At 61.6% G+C, this 19,433-nt stretch carries 20 protein-coding genes and 1 pseudogene; 8 read left to right on the top strand and 13 right to left on the bottom strand.

Going from position 1 to position 19,433, the window contains the following annotated elements:
• Positions 1-9: 9 nt before the first annotated feature.
• From ADK28_RS12815 to ADK28_RS12805, 3 genes are all read right to left on the bottom strand, one after another.
• Complete coding sequence (locus ADK28_RS12815) at positions 10-1,347, bottom strand: LLM class flavin-dependent oxidoreductase (protein WP_048795820.1); 1,338 nt, start codon at positions 1,345-1,347, stop codon at positions 10-12.
• A gap of 19 nt (positions 1,348-1,366) precedes the next feature.
• A complete protein-coding gene (locus tag ADK28_RS12810; protein WP_048795819.1) occupies positions 1,367-2,671 on the bottom strand; it encodes an MmgE/PrpD family protein in 1,305 nt (434 codons plus the stop codon).
• 225 nt (positions 2,672-2,896) lie between these two features.
• Complete coding sequence (locus ADK28_RS12805; protein WP_048795818.1) at positions 2,897-3,784, bottom strand: LysR family transcriptional regulator; 888 nt, start codon at positions 3,782-3,784, stop codon at positions 2,897-2,899.
• A gap of 121 nt (positions 3,785-3,905) precedes the next feature.
• On the opposite strand from ADK28_RS12805, the gene ADK28_RS12800 reads away from it, so the two are divergent.
• Both ADK28_RS12800 and ADK28_RS12795 read left to right on the top strand, forming a co-directional pair.
• Positions 3,906-5,072 (top strand): serine hydrolase domain-containing protein, encoded by a 1,167-nt coding sequence (locus tag ADK28_RS12800; protein WP_048795817.1) that lies wholly within the window; start codon positions 3,906-3,908, stop codon positions 5,070-5,072.
• Positions 5,063-6,279, top strand: a pseudogene (locus tag ADK28_RS12795) (MFS transporter). The gene ADK28_RS12800 and the pseudogene ADK28_RS12795 overlap by 10 nt, the downstream one beginning before the upstream one ends.
• Here ADK28_RS12795 and ADK28_RS12790 read toward each other — a convergent pair.
• Positions 6,206-7,081, bottom strand: a complete 876-nt coding sequence (locus tag ADK28_RS12790) for an alpha/beta hydrolase (RefSeq protein WP_048795825.1) — start codon at positions 7,079-7,081, stop codon at positions 6,206-6,208. The pseudogene ADK28_RS12795 and the gene ADK28_RS12790 overlap by 74 nt on opposite strands.
• A gap of 149 nt (positions 7,082-7,230) precedes the next feature.
• Between ADK28_RS12790 and ADK28_RS12785 the strand changes: the two genes are divergently transcribed.
• From ADK28_RS12785 to ADK28_RS12775, 3 genes are all read left to right on the top strand, one after another.
• Positions 7,231-7,980 (top strand): DeoR/GlpR family DNA-binding transcription regulator, encoded by a 750-nt coding sequence (locus ADK28_RS12785; RefSeq protein WP_016927770.1) that lies wholly within the window; start codon positions 7,231-7,233, stop codon positions 7,978-7,980.
• 12 nt (positions 7,981-7,992) lie between these two features.
• Positions 7,993-9,060: an oxidoreductase gene (locus tag ADK28_RS12780; protein WP_016927769.1), complete on the top strand. Its 1,068-nt coding sequence runs from the start codon at positions 7,993-7,995 to the stop codon at positions 9,058-9,060.
• Positions 9,061-9,173: 113 nt separating this feature from the next.
• The gene (locus tag ADK28_RS12775; RefSeq protein ID WP_048795816.1) at positions 9,174-10,568 is read left to right on the top strand and encodes an MFS transporter; all 1,395 of its coding nucleotides are present in this window, start codon (positions 9,174-9,176) and stop codon (positions 10,566-10,568) included.
• Here ADK28_RS12775 and ADK28_RS12770 read toward each other — a convergent pair.
• From ADK28_RS12770 to ADK28_RS12740, 7 genes are all read right to left on the bottom strand, one after another.
• The gene (locus ADK28_RS12770; RefSeq protein WP_187181758.1) at positions 10,553-11,089 is read right to left on the bottom strand and encodes a dihydrofolate reductase family protein; all 537 of its coding nucleotides are present in this window, start codon (positions 11,087-11,089) and stop codon (positions 10,553-10,555) included. The genes ADK28_RS12775 and ADK28_RS12770 overlap by 16 nt on opposite strands.
• On the bottom strand, positions 11,089-11,490 hold the full coding sequence (locus ADK28_RS12765) for a VOC family protein (protein WP_015377846.1): 402 nt from the start codon (positions 11,488-11,490) through the stop codon (positions 11,089-11,091). The genes ADK28_RS12770 and ADK28_RS12765 overlap by 1 nt, the downstream gene beginning before the upstream one ends.
• Positions 11,491-11,636: 146 nt before the next feature.
• Positions 11,637-11,831 (bottom strand): ribbon-helix-helix protein, CopG family, encoded by a 195-nt coding sequence (locus ADK28_RS12760; RefSeq protein ID WP_004928567.1) that lies wholly within the window; start codon positions 11,829-11,831, stop codon positions 11,637-11,639.
• Between the two features lie 80 nt (positions 11,832-11,911).
• Complete coding sequence (locus tag ADK28_RS12755) at positions 11,912-12,700, bottom strand: spermidine synthase (RefSeq protein ID WP_016927766.1); 789 nt, start codon at positions 12,698-12,700, stop codon at positions 11,912-11,914.
• A gap of 30 nt (positions 12,701-12,730) precedes the next feature.
• Positions 12,731-13,186 carry a 3-hydroxyacyl-ACP dehydratase FabZ gene (gene fabZ / locus ADK28_RS12750; RefSeq protein WP_004928563.1) on the bottom strand — a complete coding sequence of 152 codons (456 nt, stop codon included), beginning with the start codon at positions 13,184-13,186 and terminating at the stop codon, positions 12,731-12,733.
• Between the two features lie 188 nt (positions 13,187-13,374).
• Positions 13,375-13,869 carry a TIGR00645 family protein gene (locus ADK28_RS12745; RefSeq protein WP_025302805.1) on the bottom strand — a complete coding sequence of 165 codons (495 nt, stop codon included), beginning with the start codon at positions 13,867-13,869 and terminating at the stop codon, positions 13,375-13,377.
• Positions 13,870-13,963: 94 nt separating this feature from the next.
• On the bottom strand, positions 13,964-15,163 hold the full coding sequence (locus ADK28_RS12740) for an MFS transporter (RefSeq protein ID WP_048795814.1): 1,200 nt from the start codon (positions 15,161-15,163) through the stop codon (positions 13,964-13,966).
• A 97-nt stretch (positions 15,164-15,260) separates the two neighbouring features.
• Here ADK28_RS12740 and ADK28_RS12735 point away from each other — a divergent pair, with 97 nt between their 5' ends.
• Positions 15,261-16,202 (top strand): LysR family transcriptional regulator, encoded by a 942-nt coding sequence (locus tag ADK28_RS12735; RefSeq protein WP_048795813.1) that lies wholly within the window; start codon positions 15,261-15,263, stop codon positions 16,200-16,202.
• Positions 16,203-16,208: 6 nt separating this feature from the next.
• Here ADK28_RS12735 and ADK28_RS12730 read toward each other — a convergent pair whose 3' ends face one another.
• Both ADK28_RS12730 and ADK28_RS12725 read right to left on the bottom strand, forming a co-directional pair.
• Complete coding sequence (locus ADK28_RS12730; RefSeq protein ID WP_004928553.1) at positions 16,209-16,502, bottom strand: SelT/SelW/SelH family protein; 294 nt, start codon at positions 16,500-16,502, stop codon at positions 16,209-16,211.
• A gap of 127 nt (positions 16,503-16,629) precedes the next feature.
• Positions 16,630-17,868, bottom strand: a complete 1,239-nt coding sequence (locus ADK28_RS12725; protein ID WP_048795812.1) for an NAD(P)/FAD-dependent oxidoreductase — start codon at positions 17,866-17,868, stop codon at positions 16,630-16,632.
• A 191-nt stretch (positions 17,869-18,059) separates the two neighbouring features.
• Between ADK28_RS12725 and ADK28_RS12720 the strand changes: the two genes are divergently transcribed.
• Together ADK28_RS12720 and ADK28_RS12715 are read left to right on the top strand one after the other, a co-directional pair.
• On the top strand, positions 18,060-18,845 hold the full coding sequence (locus tag ADK28_RS12720) for a sulfite exporter TauE/SafE family protein (RefSeq protein ID WP_033640363.1): 786 nt from the start codon (positions 18,060-18,062) through the stop codon (positions 18,843-18,845).
• Between the two features lie 16 nt (positions 18,846-18,861).
• Positions 18,862-19,433 (top strand): beta-lactamase hydrolase domain-containing protein (locus ADK28_RS12715; RefSeq protein ID WP_048795824.1); only part of this gene is annotated, 572 nt, incomplete at its 3' end.

Raw genomic sequence — 19,433 nt, 5'->3', positions numbered from 1 at the left:
CCCTGCGGATTAAGCCGATTTTACGTTAGCGAAGTTGATTGCCGGTTCCGGCAGACCCAGGTTTTCACGCAGGGTTGCATGCTGATACTCTTCACGGAACAGGCCACGGCGGCGCAGCTCCGGGATCACCAGCTCGACGAACAGTTCCAGCTGGTTAGGCAACACCGCCGGCATGATGTTGAAGCCGTCTGCGCCTTGCTGTTCCAGCCACAGCTGGAAGTCGTCGGCGATCTCTTCGGCGGTGCCTACCACCACGCGGTGGCCGCGCGAACCGGCCGCGACGGCCGCCAGCTCGCGCAGCGTCAGGTTTTCCCGCGCGGCCAGATCGGTCAGCAGTTTCACGCGGCTTTGGCCGCCTTCGGTGGCGCCCACGTTCGGCACCGGGCCGTCCAGCGGGTAATCGCTTAAATCGAAACCAAAGCGCGCCGATAACTGCTCAATGCCGTTATCGATATCCACCAGTTGATTCAGCTGATACCAGGTTTCCTGCGCTTCTTCTTTGGTACGGCCGACAATCGGCATCACACCTGGCAGGATCAGCAGGTGGTCCGGGTTGCGGCCGGCGTCGGCCACGTATTTTTTCTGGCTGCGGTAGAAAGCCTGTCCTTCTTCCAGGCTGGCGGCGGCGGTGAACACCACTTCGGCGGTTTCCGCCGCCAGCTGTTGGCCGGCCGGGGAAGAGCCGGCCTCAATGATCACTGGCCGCCCCTGCGGCGAGCGGGAAATGTTCAGCGGGCCCTGCACCGAGAAATGCTTGCCCTTATGGTTGGCGGCGTGGATTTTCTCGTCGATAGCGTATACGCCATTTTGCTTATCGCGCACGATGGCGTCTTTTTCCCAGCCGTCCCACAGTTTGTAGCTGGCCTCGAGGAATTCCCGCGCCACTTCATAGCGTTCGGCGTGCGACGGCAGGTCTTCACGGCTGAAATTGCGCGCCGCATCGCTGGAGAAAGAGGTCACCACGTTCCAGGCGGCGCGGCCGTGGCTGATATGGTCGATGGAGGCCATGGCGCGCGCCAGGTGGAAAGGTTGATCGAAAGTGGTGGAGGCGGTCGCCGCCAGCCCGATATGGCGGGTATTGACCGCCAGCGCCGCGAGCAGCGTCAGCGGCTCCAGGCGTGACATCGTCGAGGGCAGGCGGTGCACGCTGGTCGCCAGCGCGTCGCCGACGAAGAACATATCGAAGGTGCCTTCTTCGGCTTTTTTTGCGATCCAGGTGAACCAGTCGATATCGGTCGGTGAACCGCTGGCGCCTTCTGCGCGCCATCCCCCGATGTGGTGCCCCAGCGCCTGAACGAACAGGCCGAGACGGAGTTGGCGCGATGGTGTTGAAGGTGAAGTACTCATAGTTATTCCTGTTTTATTATTAATTTAACAATGCAATCAGTCGCGGCAGCGCGCCAGGGGACATAAGCGCACAGTCGCGGATAACGCTCTCGCCTTCGAGGCCCGGAAGCAGCTGCAAAATGGCGCGCAGCTTGGCGTCGAGGTCTGTCGGCCGGGCGGCGGTTTGCTTTCTTGTGACTATGTCACTTATTTGCCTTCCGTCCTGTAGCGTCAGGGTCAGGCGATGGAAGCGCATCTCCGGATCGAGCGCGTCCGGCGGGGCCGCGGGATCGGCATGGCGCTCAACTTTCGCCGCCAGGGCGGCGATAGCCGCATCGACCGGCTGTTCGCCGTAATGCGTCAGCGTGACCTCGCCGTGGTATAGCGCATCGGCGATGACGTATTCGAGGCTAAAGCGCGCTTCCACACCGGTGGCCGGTTGGCGAATATAGGGCGCGGTATCTGCGCCGGGTGGAAAACTGACCTCAACCAGGGCGATCTCTGCAAGGGCGTCGCCTTGTTCCAGCAGCCGCGCGCGCAGGGCGAGCGCCGCCTCGGCCGCGCTGTGAGTGCCACCGCAGGTCGGGTAGCGCTTGAACTCCAGCCCCGGCTGCAGGATGCGCCAGGGCGCGCCCCAGCCGGCGGTCAGGCATTCCGGTTTTTGCCGGCCGTCGCCGTGGGAAGCCAGCAGGCTGTCCAGCACGCCCTCCGGTTGGCCGATGAAACCGGCCTGAGCCAGCAGGGCGGCGTTGACCGCGTTGCGTGCCGCCAGGCCGGCGTGCAGCGGTTTGGCCGCCGAACCGAACTGGCTGCGCAGGCCCGCCGCCTGCGTGGCCGCCAGGCCGAGAGCAATCTGCGTTTGCCGCTGGTCAAGCTGCAGATAACGCGCCACGGCGGCGCAGGCGGCGACCGCGCCCAGGGTGGCGGTGCTGTGAAAACCCAGCACGTAATGTTGCGTGCCAGCGGCCAATCCCAGCCGGCCAGCGGCCTCTACGCCGATGACATAGGCGGTTAACAGTTCGGTGACATTGTCACTTTCACCGTTCAGCGCCAGCAGGGCGGAGAGCACTACGGTGCTCGGATGGCCACGCAGCGCAGGATGGTAATCATCGAAGTCCAACGAGTGGCTGACATAGCCATAGCGCAGTGCGCGGTTCTCACTGCCGTTCGGCGGAAACGTCGTGCCGATCGCTGCCAGACCGGCATCGCTCAACGCCCCGCGGGCAATCGGCAATGCGCAGGCGAAGTAATCTTTCACGCCGCGGCGAGCGGCTGACAGGGCGGTTTGATCCGGCTGGCTGTTCAATATCAGATGAGCGAATTGGGCGGTTATCGATAATGACAAGGCGTTAACACCTGAATTTATAGATGGTTATGCACGAGTGCGGGGTGAAAGGTATTGTGTGGCGGTTTTCTTTGTCCCGAAAGAACGAACGGCGCTTCCATATCGCTGAATGGAATATCACGACGGCACTGCGCCGCCGTCAGGGCTGCTGGCAGGCGCAGCAGGCTGCGCTTTAGCTATTTTTGTGCAAAGCAAAGCTGAATTTGTTCTAACTCGGTAGAGGACTTAGGCCGAGAAAAGGCGAACGCTCATGATGTCGATAAATGCCCTGAGACGCGGTGTAAGATGTTTGCTTGAAGGCCAGAGAATTTTGAGACTGCCACTGTGTCGGCATTGGTCGCCAAGCACGGTTTGGAGCCGCTGCTGCTCCAGCGCCTCCCGTACCGCGAAATCGGGCAGGCAGGCGATGCCCAGGCCCTGTTCCGCCAGGTAAATCAGCGTGTCGACGGTATTGCATACCGTGCGCTTGCCCAGGCCTTCGTCGAGCAGTTTATCTCCGCCCGCCACCGGCCAGGTCTCGACTTTGCCGGTGGTGGGGAATCTGTATAACAGGCAGGCGTGATCGCGCAGTTCTGCCGGCTGGCGGGGTATTCCCGCCCGGCGCAGATAGTCCGGCGCCGCCACCAGCTGTAGGTGAAACGTGCCCAGTTGGCGGCTCATTAAGCGAGAGTCCTCGGTATCGCCCACGCGGATCACCGCATCGAACCCTTCTTCGATCACCGCGACTCGACGGTCGGAAAAATCGGTTTCCAGCTCAATCTCCGGGTAACGCCGAACAAATTCCGCCAGCACCGGATTAAGCAGGCCGCCCACCAGCGGCAAACTGACACGCAGCTTGCCGCGCGGCGCGCTGTGCGTATCGCTGATTTCCCGTTCCGCCGCCGCCAATTCCCCGAGAATGCGCTGGCAGCGGTGCAGAAACAGCCGGCCTTCGGCGGTCAGCGTCATGCTGCGCGTGCTGCGGTGAAACAGGCGCGTGCCCAGCCGGTTTTCCAGGCGAGCGATGCTTTTCCCCACCGCGGAAGCGGAAATGCCGAGCACGCGCCCGGCCTCAACGAAACTCAGCGTCTCCGCGGTCTGCACAAAGACGCTCACCCCAGACAGATTATCCATTGTTTGCCCCATTGCGGACGTGAGTGTCCGCTATGAAAGGAAATCTAGCCTGTTTTTTCGTTAATCGCCACGCTCTATGCTCGGTGGCGACAGCATGGGCTGACTATCTGAGGTAATAAAGATGAATGAATACGGATCCACCGGCAACGCGATTGACGGCGCGATAGAGCAAGCCTTGCGCGAAAAACGATTGGTTGGCGCGGTCGTTTTGGTGGCGCAGGGCGGTGAGATCGTTTATCGCCGCGCGGCGGGCATGGCGGATCGCGAAGCGGGCAAGCCGATGGCGCTCAATACGCTGTTTCGTCTGGCCTCGGTGTCCAAACCGATCGTGTCCACGGCGGCGCTGGCGTTGATGGCGCAAGGCGCCATGCGGTTAGACGATCCGATCACGCGTTGGCTGCCGAATTTTCGCCCGCGGCTGGCGGACGGCACCCAACCGTTGCTGACGCTATGGCATTTGATGACCCACACCGCCGGATTAAGCTACCGTTTTTTCCAGCCGGAAGGGGGATTCTATGCCCGGCTCGGCGTCTCCGACGGCATGGATGACGCGTCTGTCAGCCTGCAGGAAAACGTGCGGCGCATTGCCTGCGCCCCTTTGCTGGCTCCGCCCGGCGCGGCGTGGCGCTATTCTATCGCCACCGATGTGCTGGGCGCGGTTATTGAACAGGCGAGCGGCCTGCCGCTGGCGCAGGCGGTCAACAAATGGGTGACCGGGCCGTTGGCGATGACGGATACCGATTTCCTGGCGGTGGACGCCGCGCGCCTGGCGGCCGCTTACGCCGATCATCCCGGTGAGCCACGCCGCCTGCGCCAACCGGATCGTTTACCGTTCATCGATGGCAGCGCCGGTTTTCTTCTGTCACCGGCGCGTGCGCTGGATCCGCAGGCGTACGCCTCCGGCGGCGCCGGCATGGTCGGTTCGGCGGAGGATTTCCTGCGCCTGCTGGAAGCGTTGCGCCAGGGAGGAGAGCCAGTGCTGCCAACCGAGTGGGTGACGGCGTTCACCAGCAACCAAATCGGCGATTTGCCGATGCCGTTTTGGCCGGGGCGCGGGTTTGGCCTGGGCATCACCGTGCTGAAAGATCCCGTCGCCGCGCGCACGCCGGAGTCCGTTGGCAGCTGGCGGATGGGCGGCACCTATGGCCACTCGTGGTTCGTCGATCCTGTCCGGCAGCTCAGCGTGGTGGTGTTTACCAACACGGCGCTGGAGGGGATGTCCGGTGCTTTTGTCGGCGAGATTTGTCAGGCGGTCTATGCCGCGACGGGAGCGATGCAATGCGCCTGATGCCGCCGATTTTCTTCCTCGCGCTGGGGCTGTTCGGCGTTTACTGCATCGAGTTCGGCGTGGTGGGCATTTTGCCGCTGATCATTGCACGGTATGGCATCTCCACGGCGCAGGCCGGCTGGCTGGTCGGGATCTTCGCCCTGACCATTGCGCTGCTCGGGCCGCTGTTGGTGCTGTTGGCGTCGCAATTCAATCGCAAACGCATGTTGTTGATCGCGTTGACCGTGTTTGCGGCGGCCAGCGCGCTGTCCGCACAGGTGGACAGCTTCGCCATGCTCATGCTGCTGCGCATTGTGCCGGCGTTGTTTCATCCGATCTATTTTTCACTGGCCATGGTGGCGGCCGCGGCGCTTTATCCGCCGCATCAAGCTCCCAAAGCAACCGCCTATGCGTTCATCGGCACCAGCATGGGCATGGTGCTGGGGATACCGCTGACGCAATGGATCGCCGGACAGTTCAGCTATGAAGCGTCATTCAGGTTCTGTGCCTGGGTGAACCTTCTGGCGGCGCTGGGATTGCTGTGGCGTTTGCCTGATGCGGCCGTACAGCGTCTCAGCTATGGCAAACAGTTGGCAATCCTGCGCAGCGGTACGCTGTGGCTGAATATCACTACCTGCGTGCTGATCTTTGCCGCCATGTTTGCCGTCTATGCTTACGCGGCCGAGTACCTCAGCCGCGAAATCGGTCTCAGCCGCGGCGTCATCGGCTTTCTTCTGGTGGCGTTCGGTGTGGGCGGTGTCGTGGGCAACCTGTTGGCCGGCAGATGGCTGAGCCGCCATCGTGCGGTGACGGTGCTGCTGCATCCGCTAGCCTTGATTGCGGCTTATGCGCTGCTGTATCGCTATGGCAGCGTGAATATTGGCTCGATGACGGCGCTTTGCCTGTATTGGGGAGCGGCGCACACCAGCGGTTTGATTGTCACGCAGATTTGGCTGACCGCCGAAGCCCCGCAGCGCCGGCGTTCGCCACCGGGCTGTATATCGCCTTTATCAATCTGGGCGTGGCGGTGGGGGCGCTGGCGGGCGGCGGGTTTATCACCGCGTCGGGGCTACAGGGCAGCCTGCTGTGCGGAGCCTTGTTCGCCGCGCTGGCGGTGATTACGATCGCCGCCAGGCTGCGGTTGCAGCGGCAGGCTACCGTTGCGTTGCGTCGATCATCGCCATCACCTGCCGGAACATCGTGCTTTCCGCATCCGCCAGCTCGTTGACCAGCGTAAAGTGATTGCAGTGGCGGTCGGCCAGCAGCTGGACGTCGAGGCCATGCGCCAGGCAGGCGTCATAATAGGCCTGCGTCTGGTTTTTGAAACCTTGGGTTTCCCGCTGGCCGACGTCGAGCAGGATCTGCGGCGCATGGTCTTTCTCCGGCAGCAGAAACAGCGGGCTGAGGGTTTGCGCCTGTTCGGGCGTCAGATGCAGCCAGTCGTTGATGTAGATATCGCACAGCGGGCGCAAATCGTAGAGGCCGCTCAGCGCCAGCGCGCCTTTGATCGCGTCGGGCGGCAGGCGATAGCGTTGCTGCCAGCCGTCGGCGATCAGCATGCCGCACAGGTGACCGCCGGCCGAACTGCCGCTGACGAAAATGCGCGCCGGATCGATGCCGAAGGGTGCCCCGTGATGATAGAGCCAGGCGACGGCGCTGCGCACCTCGTGCACGATTTCCGCGAGCGTCGCTTCCGGCGCCAGCGTGTATTCCAGCGTGGCGACCGCCACGCCGCGGCGAGCAAACGCGGCGGCCATCGAACAGGCTTCCTCTTTGCGCTGTGAATGCCAATAGCCGCCATGAATAAAGATCAGCAGCGGGGCGGGTTGTGCGCTGGCCGGGAACAGATCGAGGCGCTCAGCGGCGCTCATGCCGTAGCGCAGGTCGTAAATGCCGGGCGTCTGCGCCTTGGCTCGCTGGGCCAGCGCGGCGTATTCCGCCATGCAGGCGTCAAAATCCTCCACCGAAGCGCGGGCGTTGTATTGCACGGCACGTGCGCTCAGGTCTTCAAACGTCAGATCGATGTTCATGCCTTTCTCCGGATTGTTATGTGTTATGCCTTCATCATCGTCCCGCAGGCGAAAAGATGTTTGATCGCCGGTGCGCACAATTGCGACTTCTCCATTGCTGTTATCTGCTGTATATTGCTGTTTTATGCTTTTTACTGCGGAATAAGCCCATGCACAAAGCGGCAAGGCAGCGCCATTTACTGGATTTGCTCAGCGAACGCGGACAGGCGGCGGTGGCGGAACTGGCCACCGCCATCGGCGTGTCGGTCGATACCGTGCGCCGCGATCTGGCCGATCTCGAGCGGCAAGGATTGGCGCAGAAACATCACGGCGGCGCGATCGCGCTCGAACCTTCCGGCATGCCACGTCAGGCGCGCGCGGCGCTGTTGCCGCAGATCAAACAGCGGCTCGGTCGCGCGGTGGCTGCGCAGATCCCGCCCGGCAGCACCCTGATGCTGGATGCGGGCAGTACGCTGTTGGCGGTGGCGCAGGCGTTGCGCGGCCCGGCGACGGTGATCACCGCTTCGCTGGATATCGCGCAGTGCCTGAGCGACAGGCCGGAGATCAACCTGATCCTGCTTGGCGGCCAGTGGGATGCGCGCCAGCGGCTGTTCGCCGGCAGCGCCACGCTGGCGTTGCTGGCGCGCTACCGCGCGGATATCGCCTTGCTGGGCGCCTGCGCGGTGCATCCTCAGCTGGGACTGAGCGCCGGCGAAGAGGCCGATGCAGAGGTCAAGCGCGCCATGCTGGCTAACAGCGGCGAGCGCTGGCTGGTGGCCGACCATATGAAGCTGGATCGCTGCGAACCGCATCACGTGGCGGATCTGGCGCAGATCCAACGCCTGTTTACCGATCGCCCGTGGGACAACCTGGACGAACAGTCATTGATTGAACTTTGTGTCGTCGCCGACGACCGCTAGAGGAGAACACTGATGAACGATACCGCTCGACCGTTGCAGGTGGCGCTGATTGGCTACGGCTTTGTCGGCAAGGCGTTTCACGCGCCGCTGATTAACGCGGTGCCGGGGTTGGAACTGAGCGTGGTGGCTTCGCGCGATGCCGCCAAGGTGCATGCCGATCTGCCGCACGCGCAGGTGATCGCCGATCCGCTGGAGGCCATCCGCCGGCCGGAGGTGGATTTGGTGGTGATCGCATCGCCGAACGCCACCCATGCGCCGCTGGCGCTGGCCGCGCTGGAGGCGGGCAAGCACGTGGTGGTGGATAAGCCGTTTACGCTGGATTTGGCGCAGGCGCGCGCGCTGATTGCGGCGGCGGAGAAGCACGACCGCCTGCTGTCGGTGTTCCAGAACCGTCGCTGGGACAGCGATTTCCTGGGCGTGAAGCAGGTGATCGAACAGGGGCTGATTGGCAAGGTGACGCACTTTGAGTCGCACATCGATCGTTACCGCCCAGAAGTGCGGGTGCGCTGGCGTGAACAAAACCTCCCTGGCAGCGGGCTGTGGTTCGATCTGGGGCCGCACATGGTCGATCAGGCGCTGCAGCTGTTCGGCTTGCCGCACAGCGTGCAGGCCAACATCGCCACGCTGCGCCCCAACGCGCAGATTAACGACTGGGCTCACGTGGTGCTCAACTACCCGACGCACCGCGTGATCCTGCATGGCAGCATGCTGGTGGCGGGGGGCGTCTCACGCTTTACCGTGCATGGCGAGAAAGGCAGCGTGGTCAAAGCGCGCGCCGACGGGCAGGAGAGCCAACTGCTGGCCGGCGTGACGCCGGGATCGGCGGAGTGGGGCAAAGACGACGATGCGATGAGCCTGTTTATCGGCACGGAGCCGATGCGCACGCTGCCGACACCGGATGGCGATCAGCGCCAGTATTACTTCCAGGTGCGCGATGCGTTGCGCGGCGCAGGCGCCAACCCGGTCACCGCTGCGCAGGCGTTGGCGGTGATGGCGGTGCTGGAAGCGGCCACCCTGGCGGCGGAAACCGGCGTCACCCAAACTCTGCCGCTCACCGAGGCGGAAATCGCCGCCTGGTGACGGTTCGCGTCAGATAAGGCGTCAGGCGCATGGATACAGTGCATGCCATGCGTCTTCCGCCATCCTGACCCCTGACATAGGCTTACCCGCAGTCTATGTCAGGAGTGTTCATCATGTTATCCCATCCTTCGCCGCAAGGCGTTCGCGGCATACTGGCCGCTCTTTCTCTGAGCATGCTGCTGTCATCGCTTGGCATCAGCATTGCCAACGTCGGGCTGCCGGCGCTCGCCACCGCGTTCCATGCCTCGTTCCAGGCGGTGCAGTGGGTGTTGCTCTGCTATTTGCTGGCCGTCACCACTTGCATCATCGGCATCGGCCGTTTGGGCGACAGCCTCAATCGCCGCCGCCTGCTGCTGGCGGGCATCGCGCTGTTTACCGCCGCTTCGCTGGTTTGCACGCTGGCTCCGCAACTGTGGCTGTTGCTGGCGGCGCGCCTGACGCAGGGTCTGGGGGGCGCAGTCATGATGTCGATCGCCATGGCGCTGGCGGGCGAGGCGCTGGGGACGGAAAAAATCGGCCGCGCGATGGGGCTGCTCGGCACGATGTCGGCCGTGGGCACCGCGCTGGGGCCGTCGTTGGGCGGCGCGCTGATCGCCGGTTTCGGCTGGCGGGCGATGTTCCTGATCAACCTGCCGCTGGGCCTGCTGGCGCTGTGGCTCGCCTGGCGATACTTGCCGAATGGGCCGCGCGCGGCAGCGCGCGCGGAACCGTTCGATCGCGCCGGCACGTTGCTGCTGGGCGTCGCATTGCTCTGCTATTCGCTGGCGATGACCCTCGGGCGCGGCGACTTCGGCGCACTCAATCTGGCGTTGATGCTGGGGGCGCTGTTGGCGGGGGCGCTGTTTATCCGCGTGGAGCGCGGCGCCGCATCGCCGCTGCTTGCGCTGTCGATGTTCCGTCATCCGGCCCTGACGGCGGGGCTGGCGGCCAGCGCGCTGGTGATGACGGTCATGACCGCCACGCTGGTGGTTGGGCCGTTCTATCTGTCACGCGCGCTGGAGTTAAGCGCCGCGCAGGTGGGGCTGGTGATGTCGGCGGGACCGGCGGTGGCGATCCTGACCGGCATACCGGCCGGCTATCTGGTGGATCGTTTTGGATCGCAGCGCATTGCCCTGCTCGGGCTGATGGCGGTGGCCGCCGGCGCGGCGCTGCTGTCGCTGCTTAACCGTTGGGGCGTGCTCGGCTATATCGTCCCCATCGCGCTGCTGACCGCCGGCTATGCGCTGTTTCAGGTGGCCAACAACACCATGCTGATGAAAGATCTGTTTCCTGAACGGCGCGGGCTGATCGCCGGCATGGTGAACCTGTCGCGCAATCTCGGGGCGATCACCGGCGCGTCGGCGATGGGGGCGCTGTTTTATCTGGCTTCGCAGCAGGTCGCGGGCACTGCGGCCGCCGCGGCTTACGGCATGCGGGTGACCTACGGCGTGGCGGCGTTGTTAGCATTGGCGGCGTTGCTCATCGCCTTCGGCGGCCGCCGCCTGATGCTGCGTTACGGCGCGCGCTGAACCGCGTAGCGTTCTTGTACGAAACCGTTGTCCGATGAGGTGACGGCAAGCAGGCGCAGGCGCTGCTCCGGGCCGTCGGCGCCGAATAAGGGGATACCGCCGCCCAGCAGCAGCGGCACGCGCGTAATCGTCAGTTCGTCGATTAAGCCGGCCTGCAGGAAGCGCTGCACGGTCTGGCCGCCGTCGATATACAGGTGACGGCAGCCGGCCTCGGCCAACCGCGCCACGATGCTGGCCGGTTCGCCGCTCATCCAGCGGACAGGTTCTGCGCCGTGCGGTGCGGGCTGCGTCGACAGCACCACCACCGGCAGTGCGCCATAGGGCCACTCGGGAAAGGCGCGGACTTTTTCATAGGTATGGCGACCCATCACCAGCGCGTCGATGTCGGCGACAAACGCTTCAAAACTCAACCCATTGAGCAGCGAAACCGCGTATTCGGGCCGCAGCAGCCAGTCAATGTCGCCATCCGGGCCGGCAATGAATCCGTCTACGCTGGTGGCGATGTAAACCGAGCATTTCATCAGGCGAGATCTCCCCGATAAACCACATGCACCTTGTTGCCGTCGGGATCGCGCAGGTAAGCGCCGAAATAGCCTTTGCCGTAGTGCGCGCGCTCGCCGGGTTCGCCTTCACTGCTGCCGCCCGCCAGCAGACCGGCGGCGTAGGCGCGTTTAACCGCCAGCTCGTCGGCGGCGAGAAAGGCCAGCATGCTGCCGTTGCCGGCGCTGGCGGGCTGTCTGTCGAAGGGTTGGTAGGCGTAAAAACGCGGCAGCGTTTGGCCTGGCATCACCCAGCAGCGGGCGGCGGGGCCGCCGTCCGGCGTCACTTCCCGCCGTTGTAAACCCAATGGCAACAGAATGGCGTCGTAGAACGCGGCGGCGGCATCCAGATCGCTGACGCCGACGGTAATATGGCTGAACATGGCGCGTTTCCTTTCCCAAGAGAGAATAATGAACGCCTAAAACAGTAGCAGCGATATCGCAGGATGGACAGACCGCCGTGGAGGATTCGGATTAGGGACGCGCGCAGGGGGAAGCGCGCTTCACGGTTTGCGGGGCAGGCCGCCGTTCAATTGCTCTCGACTCGCGGATTGGCGTGGGTCGGCTGGCTGGGATAATCCACCTGATGCTTGTGCAGATAATCGCGGATCAGCTGACGCACCACCTGGGAAGGGGTGACGTCCTGCTGCAGGCACAGCTCTTCCAGGGCTTTCTTCTTGTCCGGGTCAATCAGCACCGTTAGCCGCGCCGTTTTCTTTTCCATCAGGATCCTCCAGAGAATGATGACTGAATGATAATACCATGTGGACGAAGCGGCCAGCCAGACCGCGTCGCCGCTCGTTCTTAGCGGAAATGCAGCCGTTCTATCTTGCGTGACAGGTAGCCGAGTTCGCAGTTGAACAGCTCGCCGCTGCCGGCGGCCAGCGTGCGAAGCGTGCTGAGCGGCAACGTCACCTGGGCCGGCGTGGCGTAAATGATCACGTTGCCGCTGGGGGCGACGCAAAACAATACGGTGCCGAATATCCGGTGCAGGCTGTGGTACAGCAGGCTGTTCTCATCGGGCAGATCGTGGTAATTGAGCACCAGCCAGCCCCCGTCGTTCAGCCGCGCGGCGCAGTTTTCCAGGAATGTCTGGGTGCCTTGCTGCGGATCCATGGCGAACGCCGAATAGAGATCGGAGAAAATCAGATCGTAACGCGTCTCGGCGGGCGGGCGCACAAAGTCCATGGCGTCGGCGGTACGCAGGCTGATGGTGTCGGTGGCCGGCAGCGTAAAATAGCGGCGCGCGACGGCGATCACTGCGGCGCGCAGTTCAACCACGTCCAGACGCATGGCCGGATCGAGCGCGTGCAGCGCACGCAGCAGGCTGCCGCCGCCTAACCCCAGGATCAACGCCGAGCTTGGCGGCTGCCAGGCCACCGCCATCAGCATCGCTTTGATGTAGTTGTGGATCGGCTGCGCGGGGTTGCTGAGGCTCATCTTGCTTTGCTCGCAGATGCCGTCAAACCGCAGCGTGCGGTAGTCCTTGTGATCGGAAACGATGATTTCGCCCCAGGCGTCGGCTTCGCGAGCGATCACCTGGCCGCGCGGGGAGAAATCGAGGGTTCTGAGTAAGCTGTCAACCAGAGACATGGTATTCGCAGGGTTCCTTTGGCAAGCGGCCTATTTACGGGCGCACATGAAATCGGCGGTGCAAATGCGCCGGCCATCGATGCTGGCGCGGCCGGTGAAGCGGGCGATCGCGCCACGCCGGCGTACAAAGGCGACCTCCATCAACACCTGGTCGCCAGGACGGGCGGCGCGATAAAACCGCGCCCGCTGAATGGAAGCGAAGTAGTAATGTTCCCCTTCGTTCAACGCCCCGAGATAGTAGTGCGCCAGCAGCCCGGTGCTTTGCGCCAGCGCTTCCACCAACAGCACGCCGGGAAAACCGGCGAAGTGCGCATGGCCGTTCCAGAACGTCGGCTCATTGGCGGTGATGTTCTTGATGGCGCTCAGCCGCCCTTCGGCAATGCAGGTGCCGGCGGGCAGCACGCGATCGACCAACAGGCAGGGATAACGATGAGGCAGAATCGCCTGAATATCGTTGAATTGCAGGGGGTGACCGTTTAATGGCATGGAGGTGCGTGATCCTGTCTGCGGCGAATCCGGTGAGGTGGCCGGCGTTCGGTCCATAATGAGTGTAATGACATTATAATAAAATTATCATCAGATGTGCCAGATGAAAGACATGACGGCGGCGACGGTTGGGGAATAGCGAAGGAGGGGATGACACCCGATCCTGACGATCGGGCGTGGCGGCGCGTTTAATGCTTGGAGCGGGTCACCTTGTCCAAATAACCCATCACGAAGGCGGAGAGCACGAAGGTGAGGTGGATGATCACATACCACATCAGCTTGTTGTCGGGCACGTTCTTGGCGTCCATAAACACCCGCAGCAGGTGAATGGAGGAGATGGCGACGATAGATGCGGCGACCTTGTTTTTCAGCGAGGTGGCGTCCATTTTGCCCAGCCAGCTCAGTTTTTCTTTTCCTTCGGTGATATCCAATTGCGAGACGAAATTTTCGTATCCGGAGAACATCACCATCACCAGCAGCCCGCCAACCAGCGCCATGTCGACCAACGACAACAGGGTCAGGATCAGATCGGCTTCAGCGACGGAGAAAATATTGGGCAGGACGTGCAGGATCTCCTGAAAAAATTTGATAGACAGGGCGACCAGGGCCAGTGAAAGGCCGAAATAAACCGGCGCGAGCAGCCAGCGGGAGGCGTACATCGCGTTTTCTAGCAAGCGTTCCATCATAAAATTGTTTTAAATGCGTAGCAAAAAGGGCGCTCAGTATAGCGCAAGAGGCCTGGGTAAAATCAACCGCTTGCGCCAGTAGAGGGCGATATCAGGCCGCTACGCGCGCCGTTTTGCGCCCGCTGCGGATCCACAGCGCCACGGCCCCCGCCGCCGTCGCCAGCGCCACGACGCCCGGCCAGCCCGCGCTTGCCAGAATGCGGCTGCCGAGGGCGGCGCCGGTCGCCATACCGATGAATACGCCGGTGAACAAGAGGGCGTTCAATCGGCTGCGAGCTGCTGGATCGAGACCGTAAACGATGGTTTGATGCGCGATCAGCGTAGCCTGGATGCCCAGATCGAATCCGACGGTGCTCAGCGCAATGAGCGCCAGCTGCGCCGGGAGCGGCAACAGCGGCAGCAAAAACATCAAGGCGAAGGAGGCCAGAACCAGTCCCGCGCCGATACGGGTCACGACGTCAGGGCCGTGCCGATCGGCCAGACTTCCCGCCAACGGCGCCGCCAGCGCACCCGCCGCCCCCGCCAGGCCAAACGCGCCGGCGGCCGCGCTGCCGATCTGGTAGCGCTCCGCCAGCATCAACGCCAGCGTTGACCAGAAAGCGCTGAAGCCCAATGACAGAAAGCCTTGCGCCAGCGTCGCGCGCCGCAGCGCGGGATACTCGGCCCACAGATGTCCCAGCGAGCGCAGCAGCGCGGGGTAACTCAGCGCGTTATGGGGGCGAAGACGCGGCAACATGCGCCAGATCGCCAGCGTGATCGGCAAAACGCCCAGCGCCGCGAGCGCGTAGACGCTGCGCCAGCCGGCGAACTCGGCGAGCGCGCCGCTGAACACGCGCGACAGCAAAATGCCGGCCAATAGCCCGGTCATCACCGCGCCGACGGTTTTGCCGCGGCTGGCCTCTGGCGCCAGCGTGGCGGCGGCGGGGATAATGTCCTGCGCGACGGTGGCGGTCAGGCCTATCGCCAGGCTGCTGAGCAACAACAGCGGAAACGAGGCGGCAAAAGCGCAGAGTAACAGCGTCAGCGCCAGCAGCGCGCCTTTTACCAGAATGATCCGCCGGCGATCGTACCGGTCGCCGAGCGGCGCCAACAGTAAAATGCCCAGCGCATAACCTAACTGGGTCAGCGTCGGCACCATGCCGGCATCGGCGACGCCGGCGTGGAAATCGGCGCCCATCATGCCAAGCATGGGCTGACTGTAATAGATTGACGCGACGCTAAGGCCGGCGCCGGCGGCCAGCAGAAATACGACGTTGGCGGACGGTACGCCGTGGGTGGTGGCGGTGCTCATGGCAAAAATTCCTGCAAGGTGAATGTGCGGCCATTTTTACCGCTTGCTTCATTCCGCTGTAGCCCCCTCGCAGGTAAAACTGTTATACACTTAACGTATGAATAAAATTAACTTACCTAACGGCGACCGCATAACTTTGCTGCATACGCTGGTGCGCATCGTCGAAAGCGGCAGCTTGTCGGCCGCGGCGCAGCAACTGGGCACCTCGCAGCCGACAATCAGCCGGCGTCTGCAGGCATTGGAACAGCTGCTGGGCGCCAAACTGATCCAGCGGACGACCCACGCCCTGAAACTGACCGACGACGGCGAGCGCTGTTACCGCCAGGCGCGGGGGCTGATCGAACAATGGCAAAGCCTGGAAGAAGGGCTTGGCGGCGCGCGCGACGAACCAGTCGGCGTGTTGCGCGTGCGGGCGCCGCACGCATTCGGTCAAGATCAGCTGATCGGTCCGTTGGGCGAGTATTTGCGGCGCTATCCGCAAACTTACGTTGAGTGGACGCTGAACGATCATTCTCCGGACTTTATTCCCGAGGGGGTGGATTGCGCCATTCACGTCGGGGCGGTGACCGATCCGTCGGTCGTGGCGGTGTTGCTGGCGGAGGTGCCGCGCAGCACGGTGGCGTCACCGGCGCTGTTGGCTGAACGATCGGCGATCGTCGATCTCGACGATTTGGCCTCATTGCCGTGGTTGGCGGTAAACAGTTTTTATCGTAATGAGGTCGTCTTGACTCACGCGACCAGCGGTGAACAGCGGCGTTTCGACATCGCGCCGAGGTTGAGCACCGACAGCCTTTATGCGGCGCGCAAGGCGGCGCTGGAAGGGCTGGGCGTCGCGATCGTGTCGTCTTGGGTGGTGAAAGAAGAATTGGCGCAAGGCGCTCTGCAGACGCTGTTACCCCTGTGGCGAGCCGAGCCACTGCCTATTTACCTGTTGTATCCCTACGCCAGCTATTATCCCGCGCGTTTACGCAAATTCATGGAAATGATGAAAGAAACGATGCCGCGCATTCTCGGCGCGCAGCCGCCGACGGGGCGCTGACGGCCTTCAGTGTCTGGCTTTTTTTCCGTCGCTGTGGCCGAGAGAACGATCGGGGAAGCTGTGATCGCGCAGCCGCTGCTTTAACTGCGCCGCATCGGGGAAGCCGCCGTCAATCTTGCGATCCCAAATCATCACGCCATCGACGCTGATTTGGTAGACCCCGCCGGTGCCCGGCATCAGGGTGACGGAGGCGAGATCGTCGCCGAAGGTGTTCAGCAGCTCTTGCGCCATCCAGCCGGCGCGCAGCAGCCAGTTGCATTGTGAACAGTAGTGAATCGTAACGGCGGGTGCGTTTTTCATCGTTGATCGACCGGTTAGTGGTGACGGCTTGCAATCTGCCTGCGGGCTCGCAAGCGATGGTGGCTGTGTATCGCCAAATAGTCAAGCGCCTGCTGCGGCCAGAGCGACAAGGGGAGCCGCGTGTTCGTCACGGCCGCTTGCTTCCGGCAAACCATTCAACCCCGCGCAGCATGCCCGCCCAATAAAACCGGGGCAAAAACCAGGCTTTCAGCCACCAGGCCATAAGGCTGGGCTGGGTGGCGTCGAGCAGTGGAAACGTGGGCAGCAATTTACCGTCATAGCCAAACTCCGCCAGCACAACTTTGCCTTTCTCGACCGTCAATGGACAGGAACCATAACCATCATAATGGGCTGTGAGAGGCGTGCCATGAATACGTGCCGCGACGTTTTCCGCCACCACCACCACCTGCTTTCGCGCTGCCGCCAGGGTTTTGGCGTTTGGCGTTGAGCAACAGTCGCCTACCGCAAAAATATCCGGCCAATGCTTATGTTGCAGCGTCAATTTATCCACATCGCACCAGCCGGCGCCATCCGCGAGTCCGCTTTGCGAAATAAACGCCGGGGCTGATTGTGGCGGCACCACGTGAAGCATATCGAAGGGCAGGGTTAACTCGCGTTTTTCTTCTTCATTTGCCTCCACGGCGAATATCGCTTGCCGATTTTCGCCATCTATACGGATTAAATTATGATTGAAGTTGACCTGTGCACGGTATTTTTCCAAATAGCCGCTCAGCGGAGGGACAAATTGCGGAATGCCGAAAACCGCCGTGCCCGCAAGGCAGAAATTGACGTTAATATTATTCAGGGTGCCTTGGCGGCGCCAGTGGTCGCATGACAGATACAAGGCTTTTTGCGGTGCGCCGGCGCATTTTATGGGTAACATCGGTTGAGAAAATATAGCCTGGCCGCCTTTCATTTCCCGGACCAGTTTCCAGGTGTATTCGGCAAGGTCAAAGCGATAATTAGAGGTGACGCCGTTTAATCCCAGGGTTTCTTCAAGGCCCTCTATTTTATCCCAGCGTAAAACGAGGCCGCAGGCAACAATAAGAAAGTCATAGTTTATTTTTTGCCCTTGGCGGGTCTCGATGTATTTTTGACTGGGCTCAACCCTGACAACGCTATCCTGTACCCATGTGGTACCTGAGGGCAGGACAGCGCGCATGGAACGCCGTGTTTTATTGATATCAAACAGCCCGCCGCCCACCAGGGTCCATGCCGGTTGATAATAATGGCAGTCGCTAGGTTCAATTACCGTTATATCAATGCCTTTAACTCGCTTCCTTATGCTTGCCACGACGCTTATTCCAGATGAACCACCGCCAATAACAACAACTTTCTTCTTGGTGTTTATTTTTTCCGGTTTCATGCAGGCCTCCTTTCATAAGAAAGTAGGGGGTTAATGCCCAGATTAAAAGGGAATTCATAGAACTTATGGTTATATTGAAAATCACATATTCGATTTGGCTATATATAATAGCTAAATGTAATAAGTTATTTGACAATCAATGCGAACTGATCGTTAATAAATACCACAAACACCGTTCAGGAATTAACCCATTGGATTTTTTCCATTTTACTTTTTATACCCTGATGTTATTGGTGATAACCGGAGGAATAGTCGGATTTCTCTTGGCCCTGACAGGCGGAGGCGGCTCCATCGTTTGTGTGCCGCTGCTGCTGTATATGGTGCAAATCCCGGATACGCATTTGGTGATAGGCACCAGCGCCATGTCCGTCGCCGTCAGCGCGCTGCTCAACCTTTTTGCGCACGCCGCCAAAGGAAACGTCCGGTGGCGAACCGGCATTGTCGTGTCGCTGGTCGCGGTGGCCGGCACGCTGGCAGGTTCACAAATGGGAAAAATTACGGACGGGCGCTATCTAACCCTGCCTTTCGCTTTGCTGATGCTGATTGTCGCCGGATTAACGCTGAAAAAAAATCACCGGGCCGGCAACGGATTGGCTTCTCCTGATGCGGCCTTTCATCCCGCCATCGTGTGGCCCTGCGTGTTGGCGCTGGGCGCGGTGGCCGGCTTTCTGGGGATCGGCGGCGGATTTTTAGTGGTGCCGGCGCTGCTCTGGTTTTTCCGCTTTTCGCTGCTTGAAGCGGTGGCCACCTCGCTGGTGGTGGTTTCTGCCATGGGTTTATCGACGAGCGCAAGCTATGCCTTGTCCGGCAAGGTGTCGCTCGTCATCACGTGCTGGCTGATCGTCGGCGGTGTTCTGGGGGGCGTCGTGGGGGTTGCGCTCACCGAGCGCCTGAAGAAACGCGAGGACATTATCCGTGTGCTCTACGCCGCCATGCTCTTGGTGCTGGCCCTTTATATGCTTTTTAAAAGCTTATAAGACAGAAGGAAAAAATATGCGCATCCGTACATACCATCATCAGCTCTCCTTTTCGGGGGCGCCCGCAGCGAGTGATTTCGCTACCCTGCATCAACAAGGCTACCGGCTTATCGTCAACAACCGGCCGGACGAAGAGCCGGGAGAGTATCTTGACCATCAGCAAGAGAAAGCGTTGGCTGAACAAGGGGGGATGCGTTACGTCTATCTCCCTTATACGTTCGATACGCTGACCTGGGAGACCGTTTACACCTTCCAGTTTCTGTTGCGGCAAGGCAAGAAGACCCTGGCGCATTGCAGGAGCGGGGCGCGCTCGGCTTGCCTCACTCTGCTGTATGCGCTGCGTGAAGGGCGGATCGATGAAGCGCAATTCCGCAGCCAATGCGAAGAATATGGCGCGGATGCCGATAAGGCGCTCAGTTGGTATCGCCGGCATCAGCCCGTTCAGTCTCATGCGGAAGTGCATGCGTTTTATGAGCCGGAAAGCGGCAGCCTGCAGTATGTCGTCGCCGATCCCAAGGCGCGTCGCTGCGCCATCATCGATCCGGTGCTGGATTTTGATCGCCGATCGGGCACGGTCTCGCATCAGCA

This window comes from Serratia sp. 506_PEND (genome assembly GCF_001076875.1).
Classification (GTDB): domain Bacteria; phylum Pseudomonadota; class Gammaproteobacteria; order Enterobacterales; family Enterobacteriaceae; genus Serratia; species Serratia marcescens.
This window is presented reverse-complemented; position numbering and strand designations above follow the sequence as displayed.

Coding starts and splice junctions, on each gene's coding strand:
- ADK28_RS12815 (WP_048795820.1), bottom strand. CDS start 1,347: ATGAGTACTTCACCTTCAACACCATCGCGCCAACTCCGTCTCGGCCTG.
- ADK28_RS12805 (WP_048795818.1), bottom strand. CDS start 3,784: ATGGATAATCTGTCTGGGGTGAGCGTCTTTGTGCAGACCGCGGAGACG.
- ADK28_RS12800 (WP_048795817.1), top strand. CDS start 3,906: ATGAATGAATACGGATCCACCGGCAACGCGATTGACGGCGCGATAGAG.
- ADK28_RS12790 (WP_048795825.1), bottom strand. CDS start 7,081: ATGAACATCGATCTGACGTTTGAAGACCTGAGCGCACGTGCCGTGCAA.
- ADK28_RS12785 (WP_016927770.1), top strand. CDS start 7,231: ATGCACAAAGCGGCAAGGCAGCGCCATTTACTGGATTTGCTCAGCGAA.
- ADK28_RS12780 (WP_016927769.1), top strand. CDS start 7,993: ATGAACGATACCGCTCGACCGTTGCAGGTGGCGCTGATTGGCTACGGC.
- ADK28_RS12775 (WP_048795816.1), top strand. CDS start 9,174: ATGTTATCCCATCCTTCGCCGCAAGGCGTTCGCGGCATACTGGCCGCT.
- ADK28_RS12770 (WP_187181758.1), bottom strand. CDS start 11,089: ATGAAATGCTCGGTTTACATCGCCACCAGCGTAGACGGATTCATTGCC.
- ADK28_RS12765 (WP_015377846.1), bottom strand. CDS start 11,490: ATGTTCAGCCATATTACCGTCGGCGTCAGCGATCTGGATGCCGCCGCC.
- ADK28_RS12760 (WP_004928567.1), bottom strand. CDS start 11,831: ATGGAAAAGAAAACGGCGCGGCTAACGGTGCTGATTGACCCGGACAAG.
- ADK28_RS12755 (WP_016927766.1), bottom strand. CDS start 12,700: ATGTCTCTGGTTGACAGCTTACTCAGAACCCTCGATTTCTCCCCGCGC.
- fabZ (WP_004928563.1), bottom strand. CDS start 13,186: ATGCCATTAAACGGTCACCCCCTGCAATTCAACGATATTCAGGCGATT.
- ADK28_RS12745 (WP_025302805.1), bottom strand. CDS start 13,869: ATGGAACGCTTGCTAGAAAACGCGATGTACGCCTCCCGCTGGCTGCTC.
- ADK28_RS12740 (WP_048795814.1), bottom strand. CDS start 15,163: ATGAGCACCGCCACCACCCACGGCGTACCGTCCGCCAACGTCGTATTT.
- ADK28_RS12735 (WP_048795813.1), top strand. CDS start 15,261: ATGAATAAAATTAACTTACCTAACGGCGACCGCATAACTTTGCTGCAT.
- ADK28_RS12730 (WP_004928553.1), bottom strand. CDS start 16,502: ATGAAAAACGCACCCGCCGTTACGATTCACTACTGTTCACAATGCAAC.
- ADK28_RS12725 (WP_048795812.1), bottom strand. CDS start 17,868: ATGAAACCGGAAAAAATAAACACCAAGAAGAAAGTTGTTGTTATTGGC.